The 26,563-nt window shown below is 71.7% G+C and carries 26 protein-coding genes and 2 pseudogenes; 14 read left to right on the forward strand and 14 right to left on the reverse strand.

What is annotated here, in order from left to right; translation table 11 throughout:
* Positions 1-123: 123 nt before the first annotated feature.
* Complete coding sequence (locus tag DY245_RS47515) at positions 124-249, reverse strand: hypothetical protein (RefSeq protein ID WP_280524972.1); 126 nt, start codon at positions 247-249, stop codon at positions 124-126.
* A 142-nt stretch (positions 250-391) separates the two neighbouring features.
* On the opposite strand from DY245_RS47515, the gene DY245_RS14305 reads away from it, so the two are divergent.
* Both DY245_RS14305 and DY245_RS14310 read left to right on the forward strand, forming a co-directional pair.
* The gene (locus tag DY245_RS14305; protein ID WP_128507288.1) at positions 392-1,237 is read left to right on the forward strand and encodes a DeoR/GlpR family DNA-binding transcription regulator; all 846 of its coding nucleotides are present in this window, start codon (positions 392-394) and stop codon (positions 1,235-1,237) included.
* A 76-nt stretch (positions 1,238-1,313) separates the two neighbouring features.
* Positions 1,314-1,787 (forward strand): SRPBCC family protein, encoded by a 474-nt coding sequence (locus DY245_RS14310; protein ID WP_128507291.1) that lies wholly within the window; start codon positions 1,314-1,316, stop codon positions 1,785-1,787.
* A gap of 187 nt (positions 1,788-1,974) precedes the next feature.
* Here DY245_RS14310 and DY245_RS14315 read toward each other — a convergent pair whose 3' ends face one another.
* Positions 1,975-3,072, reverse strand: coding sequence for a PLP-dependent cysteine synthase family protein (locus DY245_RS14315; RefSeq protein WP_128507335.1), 1,098 nt, complete (start codon positions 3,070-3,072; stop codon positions 1,975-1,977).
* A 303-nt stretch (positions 3,073-3,375) separates the two neighbouring features.
* On the opposite strand from DY245_RS14315, the gene DY245_RS14320 reads away from it, so the two are divergent.
* A complete protein-coding gene (locus tag DY245_RS14320) occupies positions 3,376-3,663 on the forward strand; it encodes a hypothetical protein (RefSeq protein WP_128507293.1) in 288 nt (95 codons plus the stop codon).
* 174 nt (positions 3,664-3,837) lie between these two features.
* On the forward strand, positions 3,838-4,344 hold the full coding sequence (locus DY245_RS14325) for an ATP-binding protein (protein ID WP_128507295.1): 507 nt from the start codon (positions 3,838-3,840) through the stop codon (positions 4,342-4,344).
* Positions 4,345-4,455: 111 nt separating this feature from the next.
* On the opposite strand, the gene DY245_RS14330 is transcribed toward DY245_RS14325, so the two are convergent.
* Positions 4,456-4,761, reverse strand: coding sequence for an SHOCT domain-containing protein (locus DY245_RS14330; RefSeq protein ID WP_128507297.1), 306 nt, complete (start codon positions 4,759-4,761; stop codon positions 4,456-4,458).
* A gap of 250 nt (positions 4,762-5,011) precedes the next feature.
* On the opposite strand from DY245_RS14330, the gene DY245_RS14335 reads away from it, so the two are divergent.
* The 4 genes from DY245_RS14335 to DY245_RS14350 all read left to right on the forward strand — a co-directional run bounded on the left by DY245_RS14335 (position 5,012) and on the right by DY245_RS14350 (position 7,782).
* A complete protein-coding gene (locus DY245_RS14335; protein WP_244943037.1) occupies positions 5,012-5,650 on the forward strand; it encodes a TetR/AcrR family transcriptional regulator in 639 nt (212 codons plus the stop codon).
* A gap of 77 nt (positions 5,651-5,727) precedes the next feature.
* Complete coding sequence (locus tag DY245_RS14340) at positions 5,728-6,126, forward strand: (R)-mandelonitrile lyase (RefSeq protein ID WP_128507302.1); 399 nt, start codon at positions 5,728-5,730, stop codon at positions 6,124-6,126.
* 97 nt (positions 6,127-6,223) lie between these two features.
* A complete protein-coding gene (locus tag DY245_RS14345; RefSeq protein WP_128507304.1) occupies positions 6,224-6,808 on the forward strand; it encodes a DUF4865 family protein in 585 nt (194 codons plus the stop codon).
* Positions 6,802-7,782: a phosphotriesterase family protein gene (locus tag DY245_RS14350; RefSeq protein WP_425329384.1), complete on the forward strand. Its 981-nt coding sequence runs from the start codon at positions 6,802-6,804 to the stop codon at positions 7,780-7,782. The genes DY245_RS14345 and DY245_RS14350 overlap by 7 nt, the downstream gene beginning before the upstream one ends.
* Here the strand turns inward: DY245_RS14350 and DY245_RS14355 are convergent.
* Both DY245_RS14355 and DY245_RS14360 read right to left on the reverse strand, forming a co-directional pair.
* Positions 7,772-8,155 carry a PPOX class F420-dependent oxidoreductase gene (locus DY245_RS14355; RefSeq protein WP_128507308.1) on the reverse strand — a complete coding sequence of 128 codons (384 nt, stop codon included), beginning with the start codon at positions 8,153-8,155 and terminating at the stop codon, positions 7,772-7,774. The genes DY245_RS14350 and DY245_RS14355 overlap by 11 nt on opposite strands.
* Before the next feature lie 83 nt (positions 8,156-8,238).
* Positions 8,239-9,459 carry an ROK family protein gene (locus DY245_RS14360; protein ID WP_128507310.1) on the reverse strand — a complete coding sequence of 407 codons (1,221 nt, stop codon included), beginning with the start codon at positions 9,457-9,459 and terminating at the stop codon, positions 8,239-8,241.
* Positions 9,460-9,476: 17 nt separating this feature from the next.
* On the opposite strand from DY245_RS14360, the gene DY245_RS14365 reads away from it, so the two are divergent.
* The 3 genes from DY245_RS14365 (at position 9,477) to DY245_RS14375 (ending at position 12,020) form a co-directional block, all read left to right on the forward strand.
* A complete protein-coding gene (locus DY245_RS14365; protein WP_181923668.1) occupies positions 9,477-10,706 on the forward strand; it encodes an MFS transporter in 1,230 nt (409 codons plus the stop codon).
* 110 nt (positions 10,707-10,816) lie between these two features.
* Positions 10,817-11,272, forward strand: a complete 456-nt coding sequence (locus tag DY245_RS14370; protein ID WP_244943038.1) for an SCO4225 family membrane protein — start codon at positions 10,817-10,819, stop codon at positions 11,270-11,272.
* Positions 11,259-12,020: a maleylpyruvate isomerase family mycothiol-dependent enzyme gene (locus DY245_RS14375; RefSeq protein WP_128507312.1), complete on the forward strand. Its 762-nt coding sequence runs from the start codon at positions 11,259-11,261 to the stop codon at positions 12,018-12,020. The genes DY245_RS14370 and DY245_RS14375 overlap by 14 nt, the downstream gene beginning before the upstream one ends.
* Before the next feature lie 98 nt (positions 12,021-12,118).
* Here the strand turns inward: DY245_RS14375 and DY245_RS14380 are convergent, their stop codons facing one another.
* The 3 genes from DY245_RS14380 to DY245_RS14390 all read right to left on the reverse strand — a co-directional run bounded on the left by DY245_RS14380 (position 12,119) and on the right by DY245_RS14390 (position 14,880).
* The gene (locus DY245_RS14380; RefSeq protein WP_128507314.1) at positions 12,119-12,784 is read right to left on the reverse strand and encodes a response regulator transcription factor; all 666 of its coding nucleotides are present in this window, start codon (positions 12,782-12,784) and stop codon (positions 12,119-12,121) included.
* 20 nt (positions 12,785-12,804) lie between these two features.
* On the reverse strand, positions 12,805-14,076 hold the full coding sequence (locus DY245_RS14385; RefSeq protein ID WP_128507316.1) for a sensor histidine kinase: 1,272 nt from the start codon (positions 14,074-14,076) through the stop codon (positions 12,805-12,807).
* Positions 14,077-14,169: 93 nt separating this feature from the next.
* A complete protein-coding gene (locus tag DY245_RS14390) occupies positions 14,170-14,880 on the reverse strand; it encodes a TetR/AcrR family transcriptional regulator (RefSeq protein ID WP_128507318.1) in 711 nt (236 codons plus the stop codon).
* Between the two features lie 189 nt (positions 14,881-15,069).
* On the opposite strand from DY245_RS14390, the gene DY245_RS14395 reads away from it, so the two are divergent.
* The gene (locus DY245_RS14395; protein WP_128507321.1) at positions 15,070-15,519 is read left to right on the forward strand and encodes a nitroreductase family deazaflavin-dependent oxidoreductase; all 450 of its coding nucleotides are present in this window, start codon (positions 15,070-15,072) and stop codon (positions 15,517-15,519) included.
* A 16-nt stretch (positions 15,520-15,535) separates the two neighbouring features.
* On the opposite strand, the gene DY245_RS14400 is transcribed toward DY245_RS14395, so the two are convergent.
* A complete protein-coding gene (locus DY245_RS14400) occupies positions 15,536-16,741 on the reverse strand; it encodes a geranylgeranyl reductase family protein (RefSeq protein WP_128507323.1) in 1,206 nt (401 codons plus the stop codon).
* A gap of 173 nt (positions 16,742-16,914) precedes the next feature.
* Here DY245_RS14400 and DY245_RS14405 point away from each other — a divergent pair, with 173 nt between their 5' ends.
* The gene (locus DY245_RS14405) at positions 16,915-18,276 is read left to right on the forward strand and encodes a dipeptidase (RefSeq protein WP_128507325.1); all 1,362 of its coding nucleotides are present in this window, start codon (positions 16,915-16,917) and stop codon (positions 18,274-18,276) included.
* Between the two features lie 70 nt (positions 18,277-18,346).
* Here the strand turns inward: DY245_RS14405 and DY245_RS14410 are convergent, their stop codons facing one another.
* The 4 genes and pseudogenes from DY245_RS14410 to DY245_RS14425 all read right to left on the reverse strand — a co-directional run bounded on the left by DY245_RS14410 (position 18,347) and on the right by DY245_RS14425 (position 22,972).
* A complete protein-coding gene (locus tag DY245_RS14410) occupies positions 18,347-19,381 on the reverse strand; it encodes an NUDIX hydrolase (protein WP_128507327.1) in 1,035 nt (344 codons plus the stop codon).
* A 409-nt stretch (positions 19,382-19,790) separates the two neighbouring features.
* Positions 19,791-20,708 (reverse strand): carbohydrate ABC transporter permease, encoded by a 918-nt coding sequence (locus tag DY245_RS14415; protein WP_128507329.1) that lies wholly within the window; start codon positions 20,706-20,708, stop codon positions 19,791-19,793.
* A gap of 89 nt (positions 20,709-20,797) precedes the next feature.
* Positions 20,798-21,672: pseudogene (locus tag DY245_RS14420) on the reverse strand (carbohydrate ABC transporter permease); the annotation flags it as partial.
* A gap of 43 nt (positions 21,673-21,715) precedes the next feature.
* Complete coding sequence (locus tag DY245_RS14425) at positions 21,716-22,972, reverse strand: ABC transporter substrate-binding protein (RefSeq protein ID WP_128507331.1); 1,257 nt, start codon at positions 22,970-22,972, stop codon at positions 21,716-21,718.
* Between the two features lie 270 nt (positions 22,973-23,242).
* Here DY245_RS14425 and DY245_RS14430 point away from each other — a divergent pair, with 270 nt between their 5' ends.
* Positions 23,243-25,312, forward strand: coding sequence for an NPCBM/NEW2 domain-containing protein (locus DY245_RS14430; RefSeq protein ID WP_181923669.1), 2,070 nt, complete (start codon positions 23,243-23,245; stop codon positions 25,310-25,312).
* A gap of 106 nt (positions 25,313-25,418) precedes the next feature.
* Here the strand turns inward: DY245_RS14430 and DY245_RS14435 are convergent.
* Positions 25,419-26,563, reverse strand: a pseudogene (locus DY245_RS14435) (serine/threonine protein kinase); the annotation flags it as partial.

A 26,563-nucleotide genomic window follows, 5' to 3' on the forward strand; every position in this document is an offset into this window, starting at 1 on the left:
CCGGCGGGCCCTGCCGCGCGCCGAGCAGCCGCGGCCGGGGTGGACGCCGGCCGCGGCTCGCGCCGGTACCGGTGCCGGTGCCGGCGGAGACCGCCCGCGCATCGGCATCGGCATCGGCGGACATCACCCGCACAACGGCATCGGCACCGGCAGAGACCACCCGCACACCGGCATCGGCAGAGACCACCCACGCACCGACACCAGCACCAGCACCAGCACCAGCACCAGCACCAGCACCAACGTCACCATCAGTACCTCATCGACGTCCCCATCAGCGCCTCACAGGCGTCACTGTCGGTGCCTCGTGCGAGGATGTGGGAACCAGTGATCGCGGGCGGCAGCCGGCGGGTACGACCCGACACAGCGAGCCGGGCGGAAGGGACGGGCCGGGGTGAGTGACAACCAGAATCTCCTCGCGGAGCAGCGGCGTGCCCTGATTCTCGACGAGGTCAGGCGGCGCGGTGGGGTGCGGGTCAATGAACTCACCCGCAAACTGAGCGTGTCGGACATGACGGTCCGTCGGGATCTGGACGCGCTGGCCCGTCAGGGCATGGTGGAAAAGGTGCACGGCGGCGCGGTGCCGGTCAGCGAACCGAGCGCGCACGAGCCCGGTTTCGAGGCGAAGTCGGCGCTGGAGCTGAGCGCCAAGGAGGACATCGCCAAGGCGGCGGCCGAGATGGCGGCGCCGGGCAGCGCGATCGCGCTGGCGGGCGGCACGACGGCGTTCGCGCTGGCGCAGCAGCTGCTGGAGGTGCCGGATCTCACGGTGGTGACGAATTCGGTGCGGGTGGCCGATGTCTTCTACGGGGCGCAGCGGGCGGCGGCCAGCGGCGGTGCCGGGCCGCGCGCGGGGGCCGCGACGGTGGTGCTGACGGGCGGGGTGCGTACGCCGTCGGACACCCTGGTGGGCCCGGTGGCGGATGCCGCGATCCGTTCGCTGCACTTCGATGTGCTGTTCCTCGGCGTGCACGGCATATCGGTGGAGGCGGGGCTGTCCACGCCGAATCTGGCGGAGGCGGAGACCAACCGGCATTTTGTGCGGTCCGCGCGGCGGGTGGTGGTGGTCGCCGACCACACCAAGTGGGGCACGGTCGGGCTGAGTTCGTTCGCGACGCTGGACCAGGTGGATGTGCTGGTGACGGATGGCGGGCTGTCCGCCGAGGCGCGGGCGGAGTTCGCCGAGCTGCCGCCGGAGCTGGTGGTGGCGGGCGAGCAGCCGGCGGACGCAGACATCTGACGGTCCGCCAGCTATGGTGTGCGGCGCCGGGCGCACGCCCCGGCCCGCCGACCGTCCCGTAGGGGGTGCTCGTCCCATGGCACGCCGACTCCGCCCCGTCGAGCTCGACTTCGTCGAGTCCGCCCAGCTGCGGCTGGTGTTCGCCGCGGAGGTCGCCGCCCCGCCCAAGGCGGTGTATGCGGCGCTGGCGGACGATGTGGCGGGCTGGTCGTGCTGGTTCACGGGCGTGGCGCGGTCGGCGCCGACGCACGGCGGCAGGGGCCGGGAGGTGCGACTGACGGGCGGCACCCGCTTCACCGAGACGGTCCTGGCGGCCGAGCCCGACGAGCACTACGCCTACCGGGTCGACACCACCAACGCCCCTGGTCTGCGGGCCCTGTTGGAGGACTGGCGGCTGACGCCGGCGGGCGGCGGCACCCGGCTGCGCTGGACGTTCGCGGCGGACGGCCCGGCACCGTTCCGCTTCGCGATGACGCTGGCCAGGCCGGGCCTGGGCCGCGCCTTCCGCGAGTCGGCGCGGGCCCTGGACCGGCGGCTGGCCAAGGCCTGAGCGGGGCGCAGGGGTGCCGCCGCGGCGGCCGGCCGCTCACCCGAGGCCGGGGTCCGGCCGCACGGACGGCCGGCAGACCCGCCACAGGCCCATCGCAGGCCTCCACAGGCCCATCACGGGCCGCCGCGGCCCCGCCACACCCCCGCCGCAGGCCCGCCGCAGGCCCGCCGCACCCCCTTCGGCGGACTCAGCCAGGCCAGACGCCCGTCGCCAGGAAGGTGTCGAGGGTGCGCGCGTAGGGCGCGATGTCCAGGCCCTGGGCGGCCAGCCAGTCGTCGGAGTAGTACTTGTCGAGGTAGCGGTCGCCCGGGTCGCAGAGCAGGGTGACGACGGAGCCCGTACGGCCCTCGGCGACCATCTCCGCGACGATCTTCAGGGCGCTCCACACCCCCGTCCCGGTCGAGCCGCCCGCCTTGCGGCCGATCGCCGTCTCCAGCGCGCGTACGGCGGCGACGCTGGCCGCGTCCGGGACCTTCATCATCCGGTCGATCGCGCCGGGCACGAAGCTCGGCTCCATCCGCGGCCGCCCGATGCCCTCGATACGTGAGGCGGTCTCGCAGCCGGTCTTGACGTCGCCGGTGAGCCAGCCGTCGAAGAAACAGGAGTTCTCCGGGTCCGGGACACAGACGCGGGTGTCGTGCTGCATGTAGTGGACATAGCGGGCGATGGTCGCGGAGGTGCCGCCGGTGCCCGCGGTGGCCACGATCCAGGCCGGCTCGGGATAGCGCTCCAGCCGCAGCTGCTGGTAGATCGATTCGGCGATGTTGTTGTTGCCGCGCCAGTCCGTGGCGCGTTCGGCGTAGGTGAACTGGTCCATGTAGTGGCCGCCGGACTCGGCGGCGAGCCGGGCGGAGACCTCGTAGACGGTCCGCGGGTCCTGGACCAGATGGCAGCTGCCGCCGTGGAATTCGATCAGCCGGGTCTTCTCACGGCTGGTGGTGGCCGGCATCACAGCGATGAACGGCACTCCGATCAGCGAGGCGAAGTACGCCTCGGAGACCGCCGTGGAGCCGCTGGAGGACTCGATGACGGGCTTGCCGGGGCGGATCCAGCCGTTGCACAGCCCGTAGAGGAACAGCGAGCGGGCCAGCCGGTGCTTGAGGCTGCCGGTGGGGTGCGTCGACTCGTCCTTGAGGTAGAGGTCTATGCCCCACTCCTCGGGCAGCGGAAAGCGCAGGAGGTGGGTGTCGGCCGTGCGGTTGGCGTCCGCCTGGACCTTGCGGACGGCTTCTTTGAGCCAGATTCGGTAGTCCGGATCCGTGCGGTCGACATCGATGGCCGGCATCGGGGCCTCGCCCCCGGCCTCGCGGTCGGGCCGGCTCTGCGGCGTCTGTACGGTGCTCACCGGCGCGCTCCTCAGGGGTGTCCAAGCCCGTGCACAACGCCGGGCAGATTCCGACTATAACCATCCCCCGCACCCTTCTCACCTGCATAAACATCGCTTTGAGATACCCCAAGGAGGCCCTGGGAGAGGGGTATTGCGGGCGCTGCACGCCGGGGGGCACTGGTGCACTTGGCGTCCTACCGGCAAACTTCCCACAAGGGGCGGTGAAGGGCAGCTGCCCGTCTCACCGAGGAGGTGCCGGCCATGGCGGAGCCGGAATTCAACGCGACCGGCGTACGGATCGAGCGGTGGCTGCGGTCGCTGACCCGCGCCGGGCAGGTCGTCATCAGGGACGGCAGACTCGCGCTGCTGACCAGCTACGGCACGGAGATCGACAGCGCCCCGCTGCAGGCCGTGGAGGCACACAAGCCGCTGTTCGCGGCGCGGGACCGGGCGCTGGCCACGCTGAACGGGCACCGCTATTCGCTCACCCTCGGGACCCCGGAACTCTTCTTCAAGGCCCTGGAGGCGGCACGTCCGCCACGCACCTGAACGCCCGCCCCGGCCGAGGTGGTGCGGTTGCGGGAGCGCCCCGGCTGCCTGACCCTGGACTCGTATCACTGAGGGTTCACCAGCGGTGACGCTGTGGTGCAGCGGGCATCGCTGGATCCGATCTTCGCCCTGCCAGGTACGGGGGGCGCCCGGCCTCATCAGGGAGTCGCGGTCGTGATCAGGCAGCCCAGCAGGCACTGCACGGTGGAGCTCCAAGCCGTTCCGGCTCGCATCGGACATGTGCGCAGAATTGTCTCCGCGCAGCTGCGGTACTGGCGTCTCGACGCCTTGATAGACCCCGCGGCGCTCGGCGTGACCGAACTCCTCGCCAATGTCCACCGGCACGCCCGTCCCAGCAAGCAGTGCACGGTGGAACTGTGTGTGCTCCTCGATCAGTTGACGGTCTCGGTGCACGACGAGGATCCGCGACTGCCACGGATCCGGGCCGCCGACAACTGGGAGACCTGCGGCCGCGGTCTGGCGCTGATCGCAGCCCTCAGCGAGAGCTGGGGGGTCCGCCCCGAGGACGGCGGCAAGGTCGTGTGGTTCACCCTGCCGGCGCTGACCACCGGCCCCGAGGAGGCTCGTGCGGTGCGGGCGTACTGGGAGCCGCTGCCGCTGGAGGACGCCCGCACGACGGCCGATCCCCGGACCCGGATACGGGGCGCGAAGGTCGGCTGACTGGCGCTGGGGCCGGCTGGTCAGGCGGTCCGTCGCGAGCCGTCGCCCCGATGGTCGGCGATCAGGTCGCAGTCGGGTCGCCCACGGCCGTCGTCCCGAAGTCGTGGGCCGTCATGCCGTACCCCCCTTGGGCCCGACGGCGAAGTGCTCCTCCAGGACGGAGAGCCGGCGCCAGTACTCCTCCTCGTCGATCTCACCCGCGGCGAACCGCCGGCCGAGTACGGCGATGGGCGAGGGTACGTCACCGCGGGCGGTGGGCTGCGGGCCGCGGAACTGCCGGCCGGGCCCGCCGTGCCACCGGCCGGTGCGGCGCAGCAGCGTGACCACACCGAAGATCACCAGCGCCCAGAGGACGGGGACGAACAGGATCCAGGGGCCGGGGCCGCCGCCGGACCAGGGTTCGGCGAGTTCGAACATCGCGATCAACTCCTCGATGCGGGAAGGGTGGACCGGGTGCTTCCGGTCCCGCCGGAGATCGGGCTTCCGGTCTTCTTCGAGCCTCGCCTTCCGGGGGCCGCCGGTCGTCGTACGGCCAGCGGCTTTGCCCGTACCACCGGGGAAGTACGCACAGCGTGCGCATCTGCTCCGTACGCCTCTCAGCGCCCCCTGAACGCACATCGCCCGGCCGTTCTTGATCTTTGTAACTACTAGTATGTACAGTGCGGCCATGAGCACTCAGGAACAGCTCGGCACCCAGGAACGGCTGGTGCGCAGCACCCAGGAGCTGCTGTGGGAGCGGGGCTATGTCGGCACCAGTCCCAAGGCGATCCTGGAGCGCGCGGGCGTCGGCCAGGGCAGCATGTACCACCACTTCTCCGGCAAGTCCGATCTCGCACTGGCGGCGATCCGGCGCACCGCGGAGGGCATGAAGGAGACCGCCGAGGAGTGCCTGTCCGCCCCCGGCACGGCGTACGACCGCATCGCGGCCTATCTGCAGCGCGAGCGGAAGGTGCTGCGCGGCTGCCCGATCGGCCGGATGACCCAGGACCGCGATGTGGTGCAGAGCCCCGAACTGCGCGCGCCGCTGGACGAGATGTTCGGCTGGCTCCAGGGCCGGATCACCGAGGTCCTCGCCGAGGGGCAGCGCCGTGGCGAGCTGGCCGCCGGTCCGGATCCGGCAGCCCTCGCCGCGGCCGTCGCGGCCGTCGTCCAGGGCGGCTATGTACTGGCCCGCGCGGCCGATGACACCGCACCGTTCGACGCGGCCGTACGGGGCGTGCTGATGCTGCTCGCCACGCAGGTCACAGTCGACGCACCCGGCACAGTCGAAACAGCCGACGCACCCCGCACGGGCACCACGAACTAGCGCCCGACCTGCGGCTCAACGCCGGACAGGCGCCGCACCCACCCCGCACCGACCCACCACCAGGAGCGCCCCGCCCCATGGAGATCACCCGACAACGCCCCGCCAGCCGACCCGGCCCCGCCGCGCACTTCACCGGCAGCGTCTGGCTCGACGAGATCGCCGCCCCGCCGGCGCCCTCCCGACTGCGGATGTTCAGCGTCCACTTCGCCCCCGGCGCCCGCACCGCCTGGCACACCCACCCGCACGGCCAGGTCCTTCATGTCACCGAGGGCGCCGGTCTGGTGCAGCGCGCGGGCGGCCCCGTCGAGCCGATCCGTGCCGGGGACACCGTCTGGATAGCGCCGGGCGAGCGGCACTGGCACGGCGCGGCACCGGACACCTTTATGACGCACCTGGCCACCGTCGAGGCCGCCGCCGACGGCACCACGATCGAGTGGGCGGACCTGGTCGGCGCGCAGGAGTACCCGGGCGCGTAGCCGCCGTAACCGCCGTAACCCGCCCACGGCACAACCACCGGCGACACAACCGCCCACGACAGGACCGCCCCCTCCCCCGCCCCGTACGGAGCCCGACATGCACGCCATGCAGTACGCGATCACCCTGCCCGCCGACTACGACATGCAGATCATCCGGCACCGTGTGAAGTCCAAGGGCCCCCTCCTGGACGACTTCGAGGGGCTCGGCCTCAAGGCATACGGAGTCCGTGAGCGCGGGGTCGACGGCTCGCCCGTCAATCAGTACGCGCCGTTCTACCTCTGGGCCGACCCGGAGGCAATGAACCGCTTCCTCCTCGGCGACGGATTCCGCGGTGTGGTCCGCGACTTCGGACGACCGGTCGTCCAGCACTGGCAAGGACTGTTCCACCGGCCCGGCCCCGCCGCCGGGGCCCTCCCACGCGCCTTCACCCGGCGGACCGAATCCCTCCCCGAGAGCGCCGATGTGGCCACCGTCATCGCGAACGCGGTGGCCGGTCACGAGGAGTTGGCCGCGTCGGACGGTGTGCACAGCACCGCGCTGGCGCTCGATCCGCGGCACTGGGAACTGGTCCACTTCACCCTCTGGGCGGACGCCGCCCCGGAGTCGGCGGGCGACCGCTACCAGGTGCTGCATCTGTCCGCCCCCGGCACCGCCCGGCTGGGCGCGGGGCGGCAGTGGTGAACCCGGCGCCCGCGCACGGGCCCGTCGCTCCCCCCGCTCCCGCCGTCCGTACGGTCCTGGGCGATATCGCCCCGGCCGACCTCGGCGTCTGCGACGCGCACGACCATCTGTTTCTGCGCAGCCCCCAACTACCGGGCCAGGAGCTGGCCGACGCCGGGGCCGCGGCCGCCGAGCTGGCCGCCTTCCGCGCGGCCGGCGGTGCGGCGGTGATCCAGTGGACGCCGTACGGCATGGGCCGGGGCGCCGCCGAACTGCCGCGGCTGGCAAGGGAGTCGGGGGTACGGATCGTCGCCGCCACCGGGCTGCACCAGGCGGTGCACTACGCCCCCGAGGTGCTGGAGCGGATCGGCGCGGATCCGGCCGGGCTGTTCGTGGCCGAGCTGACCGAAGGGATCGGCGGCAGCGGCCCCCGTGCCGGGATGATCAAGGTGGCCGGCGGCTTCCACGGTCTGGACCGGCATGCCCGGTACACCATGGCCGCGGCCGCCGAGGCCCAGCGGGCGACCGGTGCGGCCATCGGCGTCCATCTGGAGCTGGGCACCGGCGCGCTGGACGTACTCGATCTGCTCTGCGGCGAGTTGGCGGTCCCGCCGGACCGGGTGATCCTCGGCCATCTCAACCGCTCACCGGATCTCGCCGTACACCAGGCGGCCGCCGGCGCCGGCGCCTATCTGGCCTTCGACGGCCCCTCGCGCGCGCATCACGCGACCGACTGGCGGCTGCCCGACGCGCTGGCCGCGCTCGCCGACGCGGGCTACGGCGACCGGATCCTGCTCGGCGGCGACACCACGACGGCCGGCGCCAGGTCGGTGAACGGCGGCCCCGGCATGCCGTATCTGCTGCGCCGCCAACGGGCGCGGCTGGAACTCGCCCTGGGCGAGGAGTTGGTGACGCAGTGTCTGACCGCCAACCCGGCGCGGGCCTTCGCCGCCGACTGGGCGGGCACGGCATCCGGACACCGCGTCACAGGGTGACGGAGATCCCCACATGCGGCCGCTTGCCCCCGCGCAGCAGCGCGCCGACGCCGTCCATCAGCCGGAACCGCAGCCCGTATTTGCGCGCCATCGCCCGGCGCACCCGGCCGAGTTCGGCACCGCCCTCCAGAAGCCGGCCGGTGCCCTCGACGGTCTGTGCGCCCTCGGCGATCCGGCCGCGCACATCGCACGGGGTGACGGACACCCGCGCGTCGTTGCGCAGCCGCTTCACTTTCCAGCTGTCGTCCCGCGTCCACACCAGGAGTTCCGCCCCTTCGGCCACCGCCCATACGGGGGTGGGGACCGGGCTGCCGTCCTTGCGGTACGTGACCAGGCTGATGTACGGGCTGCGGGCGAGCGCTTCGGGAATCATGGCCGCAGCGTAGGGCCGTCCTGCGGATCAGGGCCGGCCAGAACCCTGATCCGTGCCCCAGCGCGGTACGCCGCCCGCGCCCCTCACCGCTCCAGGACGACCAGCGGATCGTCCAGCACCGGCTGCCAGGCCAGCTCCGCCGCGCCGACCAGGCTGTTGTGGTCGAGGCTGCAGGGCAGGATCGGTACCCCGCCGCTGCGGCCCCACAGACTGCGGTCGGCGACCACCGCCCGCAGCCGCTCCGGGTCGGCCTCCAGCAGGGCTCGGTGCAGTCCGCCGAGGATGATGCGGTCGGGGTTGAGGATGTTGACGAGTCCGGCGATGCCGAGGCCGAGGCGGTCGATGAGGAGGTCGGCCGCGGCGCGTACGCCCGGATCGGCGTACTCGTGCCGGAGCAGGTCGGCGGCCTGCTGGAGCAGCGAGACCTCGGGGCCCGGTTCGCGGCCGGCGGCGCCGAGGAAGGCGAGCGGGTCCGCCTCGATGTCCAGGCAGCCGCGGCTGCCGCAGTGACAGGGCGCGCCCTCGGGGTTGACGGTCAGATGGCCGACCTCCAGCGCCAGGCCCGAACTGCCGCTGTGCAGACGCCCGTCGAGCACCAGCGCCCCGCCGACGCCCCGGTGGCCGGAGGCCACACAGAGCAGATCGCGGGCGCCCCGGCCGGCGCCGTGCCGGTGTTCGGCGAGCGCCATGAGGTTGACATCGTTGCCGGTGAAGCCGATCGCCTCGGTGACTCCGGGGATGCCGGCGTCGGTGAGTGCACGCAGAAAGAGTTCGCGTACGGGAGCGCCCGAAGGCCAGGCGAGGTGCAGCGGGTTGAGGGCCTCGCCGTCCGGTTCGGCGACCGCGGAGGGCACCGCGAGGCCGGCGCCGAGGCAGCGTCGGCCGGTCTCGCGCAGCAGCTCGGAGCCGGCCGCGACGGCGTCGGCGAGGACATGGGCCGGGTCCTCGGGGATGGTGCCGCAGCCGGGCGACGTCGCCACGATGCGGCCCCCGAGGCCGACCAGCGCGACGCGGTAGCCGTCGGCGTGGATCTGCGCGGCGAGCACCACGGGGCCGCGCTCGTTGACGAACAGCCGGTGGGAGGGGCGCCCCTGGGAGCCGGCAGAGGCGGTCGGCCGGGAGTCGACGGTGATCAGTCCGAGCGCTTCGAGCTCGGCGGCCACCGCCCCCGCGGTCGCGCGGGTCACGCCGAGTTCGGAGGTCAGGACCGCGCGGGTGGGTGCGCGTCCGGTGTGTACGAGCTCCAGTGCAGGGCCGAGGGCGCTACGGCCCCGCTCCAACCTGGTTGTCCGAGTCTGGGTCACACCCCTATTCTGGCTTTGTGCCGACGCTAAACAAAATACGGACGGCCTTTGCGGGGGGTCGCGGCTGTGTCCCCACCGATCCGCGCCTGGCCCGCCTCCGTCTCGCCATCACCGCATTCTTCGCCATGGACGGCTTCCTCTTCGCCGGATGGGTCGTCCGTATCCCTGCCATCAAGGCGCAGACCGGCGCCGACGCGGGCGCCCTCGGGCTCGCCCTGCTCGGCGTGTCGGCGGGCGCGGTCGCCTTCATGATGATCACCGGACGGCTGTGCCGACGGTTCGGCAGCCATGCCGTGACCACCGCCTCCGCCGCCGCCCTCGCGCTGAGCATCGTGCTGCCGCCGCTCACCCACTCGGCGACCGCCCTGGGCCTGGTCCTGCTGGTCTTCGGCGCCGCGTACGGCTCGCTCAACGTCGCCATGAACAGCGCCGCCGTCGACCTCATCAGCGCCCTGCGACGCCCCGTCATGCCGAGCTTCCACGCCGCCTTCAGCCTCGGCGGGATGCTCGGCGCGGGGCTCGGCGCGCTGATCGCGGGCGGCCTCTCCCCCACCGTCCATCTGCTGCTGCTCGCCGTGATCGGCCTGCTGGTGACGGCCGTTGCGGGGCGGTCGCTGCGCGCGCACCCGGCGCCCGTGGTTCCCGAGCGGCTGCCTGTGTCGGCGGACGGGCCGCGCACCGGCCCCGCCGGCCGCGGGCGCCGCCTGGTGCTCGTCTTCGGCCTGATCGCGCTGTGCACCGCGTACGGCGAGGGGGCCATGGCCGACTGGGGCGCGCTGCATCTGTCCCAGGACCTGGCCGCCGGGCCCGGCCTGGCCGCCGCCGGATATGCGGTGTTCGCGCTGGCGATGACCGCCGGACGGCTGTCCGGGACCGCCGTGGTGCAGCGCTTCGGACCGGCGCGGGCGCTGATCGCGGGCGGTACGACGGCGACCGCCGGCATGCTGCTCGGCGCACTCGCCCCCACCGCCTGGGCGGCCTGCCTCGGCTTCGCCGTCGCGGGTCTGGGGCTCGCCAACATCTTCCCGATCGCCATCGCCCGGGCCGGCGAGGCCGGTGGCGCCGACGGTGTCGCCGCGGCCTCCACGGTGGGCTACGGCGGCATGCTGCTCGGCCCGCCCGCCATCGGTTTCCTCACCGAGGCGTACACCCTGCCCACCGCGCTGACCACGGTCGCGCTGCTCGCCGCTCTCGCCGCGGGTATCGCGTATGCGACCCGCCGGGCACACCACACCGGGAGGACGTGATTCACCGGCCCGCCCACGGGTACGCGCACTGTGCGTACCCGCGCTCCTCCTTTCGTGCGGCAGTTGAGCCGCACGCGGGGCACCATCGGCAGACGGACGGGGACAAGGGCATGGACGACGCCGCACACCGGCACCAGGACGGCGGGACCCACGGCCCGCGCCCGGCGGACGGGCCGGCCGGTCCCCGACCGCACCGGCCACGCGCCCTGCTCCGCCTGACCTTCACCAACCCACTCTCCCTCGGCTATCTCTCCCTGGTGCTCGCCGCGGTGCTGTTCGCGCTGGTCGACGGCCTGGCGGTGCACCACCCCGACGCCTCGTTCTCCGGCGTCTGGGCGCTGCTGCTCACCGCCCCCACGGTCTTCCCGCTGTGGTTGGCGGGCGATGCGTTCTGGGGCGGATCCGGCGCCCCCGTGGGGTACTTGATGGCCGCGACGGCCGTTGCGGCACTGGTCAATGCGCTGCTGCTGGGGCTGGTGTACCGCGCGCTGCGCGGCCGCCGCCGGGGCCCGCGACGGTCCGTTGTCAGTGCCGGCTGGCACACTCGTGGGCATGGAGATCACTGAGTTCGTCGAAACGCTCCGGCTGGACGGAGCACTGCTCGCCGACGCCGCCGAGGAAGCGGGCCCGGACGCCACGATTCCGGCCTGTCCCGAGTGGCGGATGCGCGATCTGGTCACCCACATCGGGCGGGTCCACCGCTGGGCGACGGAGATCGTGACGCAGGGAGCGCAACAGCCCAGCCGTCCCGCCGAGGCCCCCGACCTGACTGACGACGAACTGGTGGCCTGGCTGCGCGAAGGCCACCACCACCTCGTCCTCGCGCTGCATGCGGCCCCGCGGGACCTGGCGGCCTGGAGCTTCTGGCCCGCCCCGTCCCCGCTGGCGTTCTGGGCCCGTCGCCAGGCGCACGAGACATCGGTGCACCGCGTGGACGCCCAGCAGGCGCTCGGCGCCTCCCTCACCCCCCTCCCGTCCGCCTTCGCCGCCGACGGCATCGACGAACTCCTGACGGGCATTCACTCCCTGGACCGCAGCGCGCTCCGTACGGACGTGCCCCGCACGCTCCGGGTGCGCGCGACGGACTCACCGGGCGCCGAGTGGACCGTGCACCTCTCCGACGCACCGCCGCGCATGGTGCGCACATCCGCCCCGGACGGGCCGAGCGAGGCCGCGAAGCCGGCGGACTGCACGATCGAGGGCCCGGCCGAGGAGCTGTATCTCGCACTGTGGAACCGCCTGCCGTGGGACGCCATGACGATCACCGGCGATGAGGCACTGCCCCGCCTGTGGAAGGAGCGCGCGGGCATCTGAGCCCTGGGGGCCTTCTCCTGGGCGCCGCATACGCCGCGAGCCGCACCCCGCGTCGTGCGGCTCCGCGGCGACAGCGGCAGCCGGGACGGCGTCCGGTTTCAGCCCAGCCAGCCGGGGCGCACCAGGCCCGACTCGTAGGCGAGTACGACCAGTTGGGCCCGGTCGCGGGCGCCCAGTTTGACCATGGTGCGGCTGACATGGGTTTTTGCGGTGAGGGGGCTGACGACCAGACGGCGGGCGATCTCCTCGTTGGAGAGGCCGATGCCGACCAGTGCCATCACCTCCCGTTCCCGCTCGGTGAGTTCGGAGAGGGTGCCGGCGTCGGCCGGCTCCTTGGAGCGGGCCGCGAACTCGGCGATCAGGCGGCGGGTGACGCCGGGCGAGAGCAGCGCGTCGCCGGCGACGACCGCGCGCACCGCCCGTACCAGCTCCTCCGGTTCGGTGTCCTTGACCAGGAAGCCGGAGGCGCCGGACCGGATCGCCTCGAAGACGTACTCGTCCAGTTCGAAGGTGGTCAGCATGACGACCTTCACCTCGGGCAGCTGTGGGTCCTCGGTGATCCGGCGGGTGGCGACCAGACCGTCCACCACCGGCATGCGGATGTCCATCAGGACGATGTCCGGGCGGTGTTCGCGGACCGCGGCCAGCGCCTGCTGCCCGTCCGCGGCCTCGGCGACCACCTCGATGTCGGGCTGGGCGTTCAGCAGCGCCTTGAAGCCGGCCCGGACCAGCAGCTGGTCGTCGGCGAGCAGTACCCGGATCACGACTCCTCCTTGGTGGCGGTCTAGGTCACCGTATCCGCACCCGGGGCCCGGTCCCGGGCCTTTCGGCCGGCCAGCGGGATACGGGCCCGGACCCGGAAGCCGCCGTCCGGGCGCGGGCCGGCTTCGATGGTGCCGCCCAGCGCCGCGGCCCGCTCCCGCATCCCGACCAGGCCATTGCCGCCGCCGGCCGGCTCACCCGGGCCGGAGGTCGCCGGGCCGTCGTCGTCGACCCTGATCTCCAGCGCCCCGGGGGCGTAGTGGAGCAGCACCCGGGCGGCGCGGGAGCCGGAGTGCCGGACGATGTTGGTGAGCGCTTCCTGGACGATGCGGAAGGCCGCGAGGTCGGTACCGGGTGAGAGGACGACGGGCGCGCCCTCGGTGGTGATGTCCACGGTGAGGCCGGCGCTCTTGGCCTGTTCGGTGAGTTCGGGCAGCCGGTCCAGGCCCGGGGCCGGGGAGCGCGGGGTGTCGCCCGGGGTGCGCAGGGTGTCGAGGACCTGGCGGACCTCGCCCAGCGCCTCCTTGCTCGCTCCCTTGATGGTGGTCAGCGCGGTCCGCGCCTGCTCCGGGTCGCTGTCCAGCAGCACCAGCCCCACGCCCGCCTGGACGTTGATGACGGCGATGCTGTGGGCGAGGACATCGTGCAGTTCGCGGGCGATCCGCAGCCGCTCCTCGTCGGCCCGGCGCCGTTCGGCGGCGGCCCGTTCGGCGCGCGCCCTGGCGAGCTGTTCGCGGCGCACCCGTACCAGCTCGGAGAGGGCCAGCACGGCCACCACCCAGGCGGTGACGAAGAGTTCCTGCCCCCAGGGGGCGGGCCGGTCGCCGTGCGGAGGAAGCCAGCGGTAGAGCCAGTGGACGACGAGGACATGGCTCACCCACACTCCGCCCAGCGCGCACCAGGCGACCTTGCGGTATCCGGCGACGATCGCCGCGAAGGCGCCGAGGGCGAGGGAGAGGAAGACCGGTCCGAACGGGTAGCCGGCCGCGAGGTAGACCGCGCCGGCGGCGGCGGTGCCGAGGGCGACGGTGCGCGGGTAACGGTGCCGGAAGAGCAGCAGGGCCGTGCCGACGATCAGCAGGGCGCAGGCGAAGGAGTCCACGGGGACGCGGTCCGGCTGGTCGTGCCCGGCGAAATCGGAGCCGACCGTCACGAAGACCGTCACGACCAGCGTCGAGAGCCAGGGCAGCCGGGCGCCGGGCCGGCCCGGCGGCTTCTCGGGCGGCGCCGACAGCCACCGTTCCCAGGCCGGGCCGAGCCAGCGCCGCGCCCACGGCGGCCGTGCGTTCTCCATGCCGTCACGCTAGACCGCGGTGGGGGCCGGCGGCGTCAGCCCGGCGCAGTGATCAGCCGTACTCCCACGGGAGTAGAGGGCGGGCGCGGCGCCTCAGCGCGGGGTGCTGAGACCGACGCTGCGGGCGAGCTCCAGGACGGCCTGCTCGAAGAATTCCGTACGGGCCTCGATCACCCGGTTGAACTGGCCGAACAGCTCGAAGCTCAGCAGCCCGAAGAGCTGCGCCCAGGCCCCGACGAGCCGCGCCAGCACGGCGCCGGGCAGCTCCACGCCCAGCTCCGCGCCGAGCGCCAGGGCGTCGCCCACCACCGCGTCGGGCAGTGGCTGCGCGGGCTCCTTCAGCGCGCCGGCGGTGTGTGCGTCGCGTACGACGCCGATCAGCGCGAGGCCGACCCGGGCGGCGGGCTCCGTGGTGGTGCGGGGGGCGCGGTAGCCGGGGACGGGCGATCCGTAGATGAGCGCGTATTCGTGCGGATGGGCCAGGGCCCAGTCGCGCACGGCCGTGCAGATGGCGGTCCACCGGGCGACGGGGCGGGCCGCGTCGGGGCCGCGGAGGCCGGTCGTGGCGCGCTCGGCGGCCTCGCCGACCGCGTTGTAGGCGTCGACGATCAGCGCGGTGAGCAGGTCGTCGCGGCTGGGGAAGTAGCGGTAGAGGGCGGAGGAGGCCATGCCGAGTTCGCGGGCGACGGCCCGCAGGGAGAGCTTGGCGGCGCCCTCGGCGGCGAGCTGTTTGCGGGCCTCGGCCTTGATGGCTTCGGTGATTTCGCTACGGGCCCGTTCCCTGGCTCCTCGGATCGCAGTCATGGTGAGCAGTGTGCCACTCTCCGGAGCACCGCACAAAAACGAGAGCAGTGCTCTTGCTTTGGTGCGCCGTTCGCGTGCACACTGCTCGTAAGCGAGAGCAGTGCTCTCGATTGGGTGCGGCGCTCACGACCGCGAGCGCCCTACAACGCAGCGCGCGAGCACCGCCCGGCGCAGAAATCGAGGAAAGCCATGTCCCAGATGACCCACTACCTCAAGCCCGGCCGCTTCGCCGCCCGTCTCAACGGCACCATCGGCTGGCTCGCCCGCCGCGGCATCAGCCTCGCCGGCTCGGCCGACCTCGCCGTCCGCGGCCGCAAGAGCGGCGAATGGCGGCGCGTCCCGGTCAACCCGATGACCTTCGAGGACTGCCGCTATCTCGTCTCGGCGCGCGGCAACTCCGAGTGGGTACGCAATATGCGTGCGGCGGGCGGCGGCGAACTCCGCGTCGGCCGCCGCACCCGCCCCTTCACCGCCGTCGAAGTGCCGCCCGCCGAGACCCCGGCGCTGCTGCGCGCCTACCTCAAGCGCTGGGGCTGGGAGGTCAAGTCGTACTTCGGCGAGATCACCGCGGACTCCACCGACGAGGAACTCCTCGCCGCGGCCCCGCGCCACCCCGTCTTCCGGATCACCGAATCCTGAGCCCGGTGGAGGGACCTCACCCCCGGTCCAACGCCTCCAGCGCCCGTCGCGCCAGCGAGTTCGTGCGCACCATCTCGGCCAGCGTCGTCGTCCCGCGGGTGATCTTCGCGAAGGCGTGCCAGGCCGGGCGGAAGCTCGTGACGGCGGCGTGCAGCATTCCGGGGCGGCGCGAGAAGACACCGAGCATCCGCCGCCCCACGCTCATCTCCACGCCCAGGCCCGCCTTGATGGCGAAGGCGTAATTGAGGGCCTGGCGGCGGGCGTCCACCGCGTCATGCGCCTCGGAGACCCGCACCGCCCACTCCCCCGCGAGCCGTCCGGACCGCAGCGCGAAGGAGATGCCCTCGCGTGTCCAGGGCTCCAGCAGCCCGGCCGCGTCGCCGCACACCAGCACCCGGCCGCGGGACAGCGGCGAGTCATCGGCCCGGCAGCGCGTCAGATGCCCGGACGAGATGCTCGGTTCGAAGCCGGCCAGGCCCAGCCGGCCGATGAAGTCCTCCAGATAGCGCTTGGTCGCCGCGCCCTCGCCGCGCGCGGAGATGACGCCGACGGTGAGGGTGTCGCCCTTGGGAAAGACCCAGCCGTAGCTGCCGGGGATCGGTCCCCAGTCGATGAGCACCCGGCCCGCCCAGTCCTCGGCGACCGGCTCGGGCACCGGAATCTCCGCCTCCAGGCCGAGGTCGACCTGGTCGAGCTTGACCCCGACGTGTGCCCCTATGCGGCCCGCGCTGCCGTCCGCGCCGACCACGGCGCGCGCCAGCACCACCTCGCCGTCGCCCAGCACCACCGCGACGGTCCGCCGGTCCGGCACCTCGGCGCCGTGCTGCTCCACCCGCGAGACCGTGACGCCCGTACGGACCGTCGCGCCCGCGTCCTTGGCCGACTCGACCAGCCGGGCGTCGAACTCGGGGCGGTTGATGAGCCCGAACAGCATGTTCTTGGAGCGGCGGGTGCGGGTCAGCCGGCCGTTCAGCGAGAACGTCACCGCATGCACCCGGTCGCGCAGCGGCAGCTCGAAGCCGGGCGGCAGTGCGTCCCGCGAGGGACCGATGATGCCGCCGCCGCAGGTCTTGTACCGCGGCAGTTCCGCCTTCTCCAGGAGCAGCACCCGGCGTCCCGTACAGGCCGCGGCATGCGCGGCCGAGGCGCCCGCAGGCCCCGCGCCCACCACCACGACGTCCCACACCTGCTGGTTGTCCTCGGCTGCCCGCTCGCTGCTCACCTGTGCTTCTGCTCCTGTTCGATGCCTGGCTGCGCGTACCGCCCGCATCCTACGGGCCGCTCTTGCGCGAAGGGCCTGTGGGAAGATCGGGGGCACTCATGCGTCCGGCCCGTCCGGCTCACGAGGCCCGGACGGCCCGTACTGCACAACGCAACGCCCACAAGGAGCGTTCCATGTCTGACAGCCCGCTCGCCCACACCGTCGCCGCGCTGCAGTCCCGTGCCAGGACCGAGCTGGCCGAGCTGGTGGCCTTCAAGTCGGTGGCGGACCCGGCCCAGTTCCCCAAGAGCGAGTGCGAGGCGGCCGCCAACTGGATCGTCGATGCGCTGCGGGCGGACGGTTTCCAGGACGTGGCGCTGCTGGACACCCCGGACGGCACCCAGTCCGTGTACGGCTTTCTGCCCGGCCCGGCCGGCGCCCCGACGGTCCTGCTGTACGCGCACTACGACGTGCAGCCGCCGCTGGACGAAGCCGCCTGGGTCTCGCCGCCGTTCGAGCTGACCGAGCGCGACGGGCGTTGGTACGGCCGCGGCGCCGCCGACTGCAAGGGCGGCCTGATCATGCATCTGACGGCGCTGCGTGCGCTCAAGGAGCACGGCGGGGTTCCGGTCAACGTCAAGGTGATCGTGGAGGGTTCGGAGGAGCAGGGCACCGGCGGTCTGGAGCGGTACGCCGAGGCACACCCCGAGCTGCTGACCGCGGACGCCATCGTCATCGGCGACACCGGCAACTTCCGGGTCGGGCTGCCGACGGTGACCGCGACGCTGCGCGGGATGACGCTGGTCCGCGTCCAGGTCGACACCCTGGAGGGCAATCTGCACTCCGGCCAGTTCGGTGGTGCGGCCCCGGACGCGCTGGCGGCGCTGATCCGGATCCTGGACTCGCTGCGCGCCGAGGACGGTTCGACGACCGTGAACGGCCTGGCCGCGGACGCCACCTGGGAGGGCCTGCAGTACCCGGAGGAGGACTTCCGCAAGGACGCCAAGGTCCTGGACGGCGTCGACCTGACCGGAAACGGCACGGTCGCCGACCGGATCTGGGCGCGGCCGTCCGTCACGGTGCTGGGTATCGACTGCCCGCCGGTGGTCGGCGCCACGCCGTCCGTACACGCGGGCGCGCGGGCGCTGGTGAGCCTGCGGGTGCCGCCGGGCACGGACGTGGTGGCGGCGACGAAGCTGCTGGCCGCGCATCTGGAGAGCGCCGCCCCGTGGGGCGCGCGGGTCGCGGTCGAGCAGATCGGGCAGGGCCAGCCGTTCCGTGCGGACACCGGCAGCCCGGCGTATGCGTCGATGGCGGCGGCGCTGCGGGAGGCGTACGACGGTGAGGAGATGCAGACCTCGGGCATGGGCGGCTCGATCCCGCTGTGCAACACCCTGGCCGGGCTCTACCCGGACGCGGAGATCCTGCTGATCGGGCTGAGCGAGCCGGAGGCGCAGATCCACGCGGTCAACGAGAGCGTCTCGCCGCAGGAGCTGGAGCGGCTCTCGCTGGCGGAGGCGCTGTTCCTTGGGCAGTACGCGGAGAGCCGGGCCTGAGGCCCGACTGTCTTGAGGGGCGATCGGGCGCCGCGCCCTGGGTGCGGCGCCCGATCCTTCGGCCCCGGTGTCAGCCGACGGGGACGCCCGCCTCCAGGTGGAGCGGACAGCCCTGTTCGCGGGCGCGCAGCGCCCAGCGCAGCCGGTTCCAGCGCACCGGCGGCAGCATCTTCTCGGCCTCGGCCTCGGTGACGAAGCGCCAGTCGCGGAGTTCGGAGCCGGGCAGCAGCAGCTTGCTGATCCGGTCGCCGGTCAGGGTGCCGCCGTCGTAGAGCAGCCGCAGGCCGCCGAAGCCGGGCGGTTTGGGGGCTTCCCAGTCCAGCACCAGCAGCCGGGGCGCGCGCGGGAGTTCGATGCCCAGTTCCTCGGCGACCTCCCGTACGCCGGCGTGGGCGGGCGCCTCACCGCGTTCGACGATGCCGCCGGGGAATTCCCACCCGGCCTTGTAGGTGGGGTCGACGAGCAGCACCCGGTCCTGGTCGTCGAAGAGCAGTACGCCGGCGGCGAGCGTCTCGGCGGTGGGTTCGGGGGTCTGCACGATGTCGCAGGCGCCGGCGCCGGTCCGTACGGCCTCGGCGACCCGCTCGGCGGTCTGCCGGGGTGTGAGCCGGGTGGTGTCCACGACGTGCGCATCGCCCTTGAGCCAGGACAGCGCGTCGGCGTAGGGCCCGAGGTGTTCCAGACTCCAGCGGCGTATCGACGCATTGGTCCCGTCGTCGCCCGGTCTCTCCTCGCGGTGGGCTATGCGCGCCCGCAGGATCGTTTCCTCCGCATGCAGCAGAACATGCCGTACGGGTATCCGGCGGGCGGCGAGGGAGCCGAAGATCTCGTCGCGGTACTCCTGGCGCAGCAGCGTCATCGGCGTCACCAGCGGGCCCGGCACTTCGGTGAGCAGTGCCGCTGCGGTGTCCACGACCATCCGCCGCCAGGACGGCAGATCCTGGTAGTCGTCGACCTCCTCGAACCGCTTGGCCGGCAGCATCAACCGCAGTCCGCTGCCGAGGAGTTCGGGGTCGTAGAGCGTGCTTCCGGGAAGCAGGTCGAGCAATTCATGAGCCGCAGTGGTCTTGCCCGCACCGAACGTGCCGTTCAGCCAGACGATCACGGTTTCCCCTCTTCCCTAGACCCAGGTGAGTTGCCCGCAACACCCTGCCACGGAAACGCTCGGGACCACGGGCCGCGCGCACTGCCGGGAACGTTGCGCATTCGACCACCGGCCCGGCCAGGGAGCCTTCGCTGCCCATGGACGAGCCGATCGTGAAATGCATCGCGAGGAGGATGCCGGTCACCGATCCCCCGCCGCGAAGCCCCCGGCAAACAAGCGCTCCCCAGCCCCTCCAGTACCGAAACCCTCACCCGCATACCGGGTTCCGTACCGTCGCCGGCATACGGGAAGGCGCATATGACGGCGGCCCATCGTGCGGTCGCGCGCCGGCCACCGGCCGGTTCGGCATCCGGTCCGTCAAGGCGTGCCCGGCACTCATCCGCCGGACACCCCCCGGGGTGTGTCCGTCCTAGCCCTTGCTCGCTCCCAGGGTCAGTCCGGCGATGAAATGCCGCTGAAGGATCAGGAAGACCAGGATCGTGGGCAGCGCGACGATGACGGAGCCCGCCGCGAGCAGGTTGTAGTCGGTGAAGAACTGGCCGCGCAGATTGTTCAGCGCCGAGGTGACCGGGAGTTTGTCGCCGTCGGAGAGGAAGACCAGGCCCCACAGGAAGTCGTTGTACATCCAGGTGAATTGCAAGGTGCCCAGCGCGGCGAGTGCAGGGCGGCAGAGCGGAAGGGTGACGCGCCAGTACTGGGCCCAGACCCCGGCTCCGTCGACGATCGCGGCCTCCAGGATTTCCCGTGGCAGAGTGCGCATGAAATTGGCCAGGACGAAGACACAGAAACCGAGTTGGAAGGCGATCTGTACGGCGATGACGGCCCAGAGGGAGTCGTACATCGTCAGGGAGTCGGACATCCAGTACGGCAGCGGAATCTTGTTGAACAGCACATAGAGCGGGGTGACGATCACCTGTTGGGGAAGCAGGTTTCCGGCGGTGAAGACCATCAGTACGACGATGCCGCCGCGCAGGCGCAGCCGGGCGACGGCGAAGGCGACGAAGGACGCCAGGAAGAGGGTGAGCAGGACACCGGGGACCGCGATGATGAGCGAGTTCAGGAAGTACTTGCTCATACCGGAGTCGACGAAGGCCTGGCGGTAGTAGTCGAAGGAGAGATGGCGCGGCAGGGAGAAATAGCCGTATTTCGCGGTCTCTTCGTAGGGGCGCAGCGAGGCGTAGACGGCCAGCAGCAGTGGGGCGAGAAAGACCAGCGAGACGGCGGTCAGAAAGATCTGGACGCCGAAGCGTCCGCGGCGGCGGGCCGGGCCGGGGTCGGCGGGCGCCGGCCGCGGAACGGGGGGCGCGGTGGTGGCAGGGGTGGTCATCGCTGCTGCTCCCCTCGCAGTTCCTGGACGAGATAGGTCACGATGAATCCCAGGGAGACCAGAAGCAGGACGACGGCGATCGCCGAGCNTAGGTCACGATGAATCCCAGGGAGACCAGAAGCAGGACGACGGCGATCGCCGAGCCGAATCCGATCCGGCTCGCCTCCCCGATGATGTTGTCGGTGACCAGCACGGACAGCAGCTCCAGGCCGTTGCGGCCCTTGTTTATGGCGTAGACGATGTCGAAGGCGCGCAGCGATTCGATGACGGTGATGACGCCGACGATGACATTCACCGGGCGCAGGGTGGGCAGTACGACCCGGAAGAAGGCCTGCCGTTCGCTCGCGCCGTCGATGGCGGCGGCCTCTTTGAGGCTGGGATCGACGGATTTCAGGCCTGCGAGATAGAGAATCATGACATAGCCGGTGTGCCGCCAGCAGGCGGCCAGCAGCACCATCCAGATGTTGAGTCCGGGGTCTCCCAGCCAGTCGGTGGGATTCTTGCCGCCGATGACGGCGTTCAGTGCGCCCTGGTCCCTGGAGAGGATCAGCTGGGCGATAAAGCCGACGACGGCGAGCGAGAGCACCACCGGCATATAGAGCGTCGACTGGTAGAAGCGGCTGAAGCGGACGCCGCGGTCGATGAGGACGGCGAGCAGCAGGCCGAAGGGGGCGGCGAGCAGTCCGAGGAACGCCAGCCACAGGAGGTTGTGGCGGACCGCCGGCCAGAATTGCGGGTAGTTGGTGAAAAGGTTGTCGTAATTCTTGAGGCCGGCCCATTGGATATCGCCGATGCCGTCCCAGTCGGTGAAGGACAGGCCGACGGAGGCGAGCGTCGGGCCCCAGATCAGGGTGAGGTCGAGCAGGATCGGTATGCCCAGCAGCACGCCGAGGACGACGAGGTCGCGGCGGGTGTGACGCCGCGGCCCCGGTCTTCCGGCGCGCCGTGCGCGGGTGTTCGGCACGGCGGTTCGCTCCCCGTCCTTCACAGCGGTCGGCTGACGGTGGTCACTTGGCGGCGAAGATCTGCTTCTTCTGGCGTTCGATGTCGTTCACCAGGCCGTCGATATCATCCGGTGCGTTGAGGAACTGCTGGATCGCCTGGATCATCACGGTCGAGGCGAAATCGGGCCGGGTGTCACGGTCCATGAACTGCGATATCTGCTTGGCGCCCGAAATGAGCTGGACGGCCTTCTTCTGCAACGGGGTGTAGGCGGCCGTGTCGGCGCCGCTGTTGACCGCGATGTTGTTGGGGTCCGACTTGAGGTAGATGTCTTCCGCCTTGGGCGTGGCGAGGAACTTCAGCAGGTCCTTCGCGCCGTCCTTGTCCTTGGCCTTCTTCGACATCAGAAATCCGTCGATCGGCGCTTCGACCGCGTCCTGGCCGTGCGCCGGGTCGATTTCCGGGAAGGGGAAGAAGTCCAGGTCCTCCCGGTCGGCGGCGCTGAACTGCTGGCCGGGGTGCGGAAGTCCGAGCACGGTCATCCCGGCCTTCTTCTGCGCCAGGCTCTGTGCGGCCTCCTGCCAGGTGCGGCCGTTGGCGCCCTTTTGGTGATACGGCATCAGCCCGCGCCACAGGTCGAAGACCTGCTTGACCTGCGGACTGTTCCAGGATTTCTGGCCGCTCATCAGCGCGATGTGGAAGTCGTAGCCGTTGGCGCGCATATTGAGATAGTCGAAGGTGCCCATCGCCGGCCAGCCGTCCTTGTCGCCGAAGGCGAACGGCACCAGCCCGTCCTTCTGCATCTGCTTGGCGAGCGCCCGGTAGTCGTCGAAGGTCTTGGGGATCTCGTACCCCTTCTCCTTGAACACGCTCTTCCGGTGGAAGACGGCCCACGGATAGTAGTAGTACGGCACCAAGTACTGCTTGCCGTCCAGCCCCGTCGACTGCTTCTTCAGCGCGTCGGTGAATCCGTCGAAGTCCCGCCACAGATCGCTGATATCGGAGAGCAGCCCCTTCTGCGCGAAGTACTGCATACGGTTGCCGGCGAACCACATGAAGACATCGTCCGGGGTGCCCTGGAGATAGCGGTTGATGTTCTCCTGGAAATTCTCGTGATTGACGGTATTGACCTTCACCGACTTCTTTGACTTCTCTTCGTACGCCTTGAACGCCTCGGCGAAGGCCTTCTTCGGCACCGCGTCCGAGGCGTTGGACCCCATCGTGATGCCGCTCGGGCCGCTGCTGCACGCGGCGAGCAGGGACGGGAGGGCCACGGCCCCCGCGCCGAGCGCCGCGCCCCTCAGCAGCGTCCGGCGGGACATCCGACGTCCTGCCGCTTCCCCGTGCATGTCTGAGCCGCTGAACGTTGACTGGACCATGTCCCCCTCCTCAGGGGTGGAACCAAACAGAACCGAACGCGAGTGGTGGGATCTCACTCCGAACGGGCAGGTCGAGTCAAGGGTTTTGGCAGGCGAAGCAGGAACCGTTACCGCTCCTCTTCCAACAGACTCCAACAAGCCCTACCGTAAACACTCGCCAGTGACCGGTACATGCCCCCACCACATCTCTCGCGAAGACGGAGGACGCGAAGCATGCGCGTTCATATCCGCACCACCCCACGGCGAGGTCACCGAAGAATCGTCGGAGCGCTGTCCGCCGCGCTGTTGTGTACGGCAGGGGTGACCGCCCTGCCCGCCGCGGCTCGTACGCCCGACACCCCGGGCCCCGCCGACACCGCACACACCACCGGCACCACCCCGGCGCCCCGGCTGCCCGACGGCCTCGCCAAGACGCCCCCGATGGGGTTCAACAACTGGAACTCCACGCACTGCCGGGCGGAGTTCAACGAGGAGATGGTCAAAGGTATCGCCGACCTCTTCATCGCCAAGGGCCTCAAGGACGCCGGCTATCAGTACGTCAATCTCGACGACTGCTGGGCGCTGCCCACGCGCGACGGGAACGGCAAGCTCGTACCGGATCCCCAGCGCTTCCCGAACGGCATCAAGGCGGTGGCCGACTATGTCCACTCCAAAGGCCTGAAGTTCGGCATCTATACGAGCGCCGGCATCAAGACGTGCAACCCCGCCGGATTCCCCGGCGGCCTGGGCCACGAGAAGTCCGACGCCCAGCAGTTCGCCGACTGGGGCGTGGACTACCTCAAGTACGACAACTGCAATAACCTCGGTGTGGACGCCAAGCAGCGGTACCGCACCATGCGGGACGCGCTCAAGGCCACCGGGCGGCCCATCGTCTACAGCATCTGCGAATGGGGCGAGAACAAGCCCTGGGAGTGGGCGTCGGACGTAGGACATCTATGGCGCACGACCGGCGACATCAGCGACTCCTGGTCGAGCATGCTCGCGATCGCGAAGCAGAATCTGCCGCTGGCGCCGTACGCCGGCCCCGGGCGCTGGAACGACCCGGACATGCTGGAGGTCGGCAACGGCGGGATGACCGACACCGAGTACCGCAGCCACTTCTCCCTGTGGTCGATGATGGCGGCGCCGCTGCTTATCGGCTCCGATCTGCGCAAGGCGACCCCGGAGACATTCGAGATCCTCTCCAACAAGGACGTCATCGCGATCGACCAGGACGCACTGGGCAAGCAGGCGACCGTGCTGAAGTCCGAGTCCGGCCGCTGGACGCTGGTCAGGCAACTGGCGAACGGTGACCGCGCGGTGGCGCTGTTCAACGAGACCGGACAGCCGCAGCAGATCTCCACCACCGCCAAGGACGTGGGCCTCCCGCAGGCCGACGGCTACCGTCTGCGCGACCTGTGGCAGCACCGCGACACCCACACCACGGGCACCATCTCCGCGACCGTGCCGGCGCACGGCACCACCGTCTACCGGGTCTCCGCCGACCGCCGCTGGGCCGACTACCCGCCGGCCGTGGAGACCGGCACCGACCGTACGCCGCTGGTCGAGGCCGGCACCCCCGCCGACCTTCGCTCCACCGTCCGTAACCTCGGCGGCACCCCCGCCAAGAACCTCGCGGTGACGCTCAAGGCCCCGCAGGGGTGGCAGATCAAGGCCACCTCGCCCGCGACGGCACGCGCACTGCCCGGCGGCAGGACGCTCACCACCAGCTGGCGGATCACCGCACCGGCCGGCGCCGCGCCCGGCACGTACGATCTGCCGCTCACCGCCGACTACCGCTCGCCACGCGGCGAACGGGTCACCGCCGCCCTGCCCGGTACGGCCCATGTCGTGGTGCCACCCCCGTCCGGGACCGCGTACGCCGCCGAGCTGCCGTGGCTCACCGCCGCCAACGGCTGGGGCCCGGTCGAGAAGAACACCAGCGTCGGGGAGAGCGCATCCGGCGACGGCGGGCCGATCACCATCGGAGGCACCGGCTTCGCCAGGGGCCTGGGCGTCCACGCGGCCAGCGAGGTCAGCTTCTACACCGGCGGGCGGTGCTCGACGTTCAGCGCCCAGGTCGGGATCGACGACGAGTCCGGCGACAAGGGCTCGGCCGGCTTCGAGGTGTGGGCGGACGGCCGGCGCGTCGCCGGGACCGGCACGCTGACCGGGGCGGATGCCGCCAAGGCGGTCAGCGCCTCGGTCGCCGGAGCCCAGACCGTGCGGCTCGTCGTGACCGATGGCGGGGACGGTATCGACTACGATCATGCCGACTGGGGGGACGCCAAGTTCAGCTGCTGACGGGGTAGTTGACGCCGGATGGGTCGAGCAGGCCAGGTGGGTCGGGTAGGTCGGGTAGGTTCACGGCCCGGCCCGCCCGGCCCACCCGGCCGCCCGCCACCGGAACTCAGCAGGTGGGCAGTCCCGGGATCGGCTGATCGTTCGCGCCGCCCTTGAGGTAGACCACGCTGACATAGACACCGGCATTGCCGCTGTCGTCATCGGTCTTGGCCCACCAGACGTTCGTCCACTTCCCGTACGTCTCCCGACGGCCCAGATTCGCCTGGCAGTAGAAGTAGTTGGTGCCCATGTTCAGGGTGCCGACCTGCTGGAAGGACTGGGTGTACGAGTTCGCGGTGCGCCATACGTCGCAGTTGGCCTTACCGCCCCCGATCGACACACACGATGTCCCCGGGGCCGGGTCGCCGCCGCCACTGCCACCGCTGGTACCGCTGCCGGACCCACCCGACGCATCGCCACCGGACGCACCACCCGAACCGCTGCCGCCGTCGGTGCCACCCTGGCTGCCGCCCTGGCTGCCGCCCGCGTCGCCGCTCTGATCGCCCGAAGTCCCGCCCGCGCCACCGGGCTTGGGGTCACCGGACGTCCCGCCGCCGGAGGGCTTGCCCGAAGCGGACGACGAAGCACCCTTCCCCCCGTCCTTGCCCGTGCCCTGATCGTTGGCCTTGGCCTTGCTGTCTTCCTTGTCGCCCTTGCCGCCCTTACCGCCGGCCGGGCTCCGCGTACCCGGACCGCCCGGTGTCCCGGCCGGCTCCGCCGACTGCCGCCCGCCGTCCGCGACCGTATCGCTCTCACCGCCGCCGACCAGTGCGTACGTCACCCCGCCGCCGGCCGCGAGCACGGCGAGCACCGCCGCCACGGCCAGCACCACACGACGACGGCCGGGGGCGGGCAGCCGCTGGGTGTCCCGCTCGGGCGGGCTCGCCGGGTACAGGTGGGCGCCCGTAGTGCCCACGGGCGGACCGGGCACCACACCGGGCGGGTCGCAGGCGGCGCCGGGGGTCGCGTACGAAAAGCCTGCCGCCTGACCGCCCGTGGCGCCGTACTGCCCCTGTGGCGCGTTGTGCCGGCCCTGCGGTGCGTTGTGCTGTGGCGCGGGGGCGGGGTGCGGCAAGGAGACGGGCTGCTGTGAGGGCGCGGGCTGCGGCGCCGACGGTGGCAGCGGCGTGGGCTGGGTCACCGGCGCGCCCTGAGCCCCCGGCCCCGACACCCAACTGGCCGGCGGCGCGCCCGCGTCGGCCGAACCGGCGG

Source organism: Streptomyces inhibens, assembly GCF_003389455.1.
Taxonomy (GTDB): Bacteria; Actinomycetota; Actinomycetes; order Streptomycetales; family Streptomycetaceae; genus Streptomyces; species Streptomyces inhibens.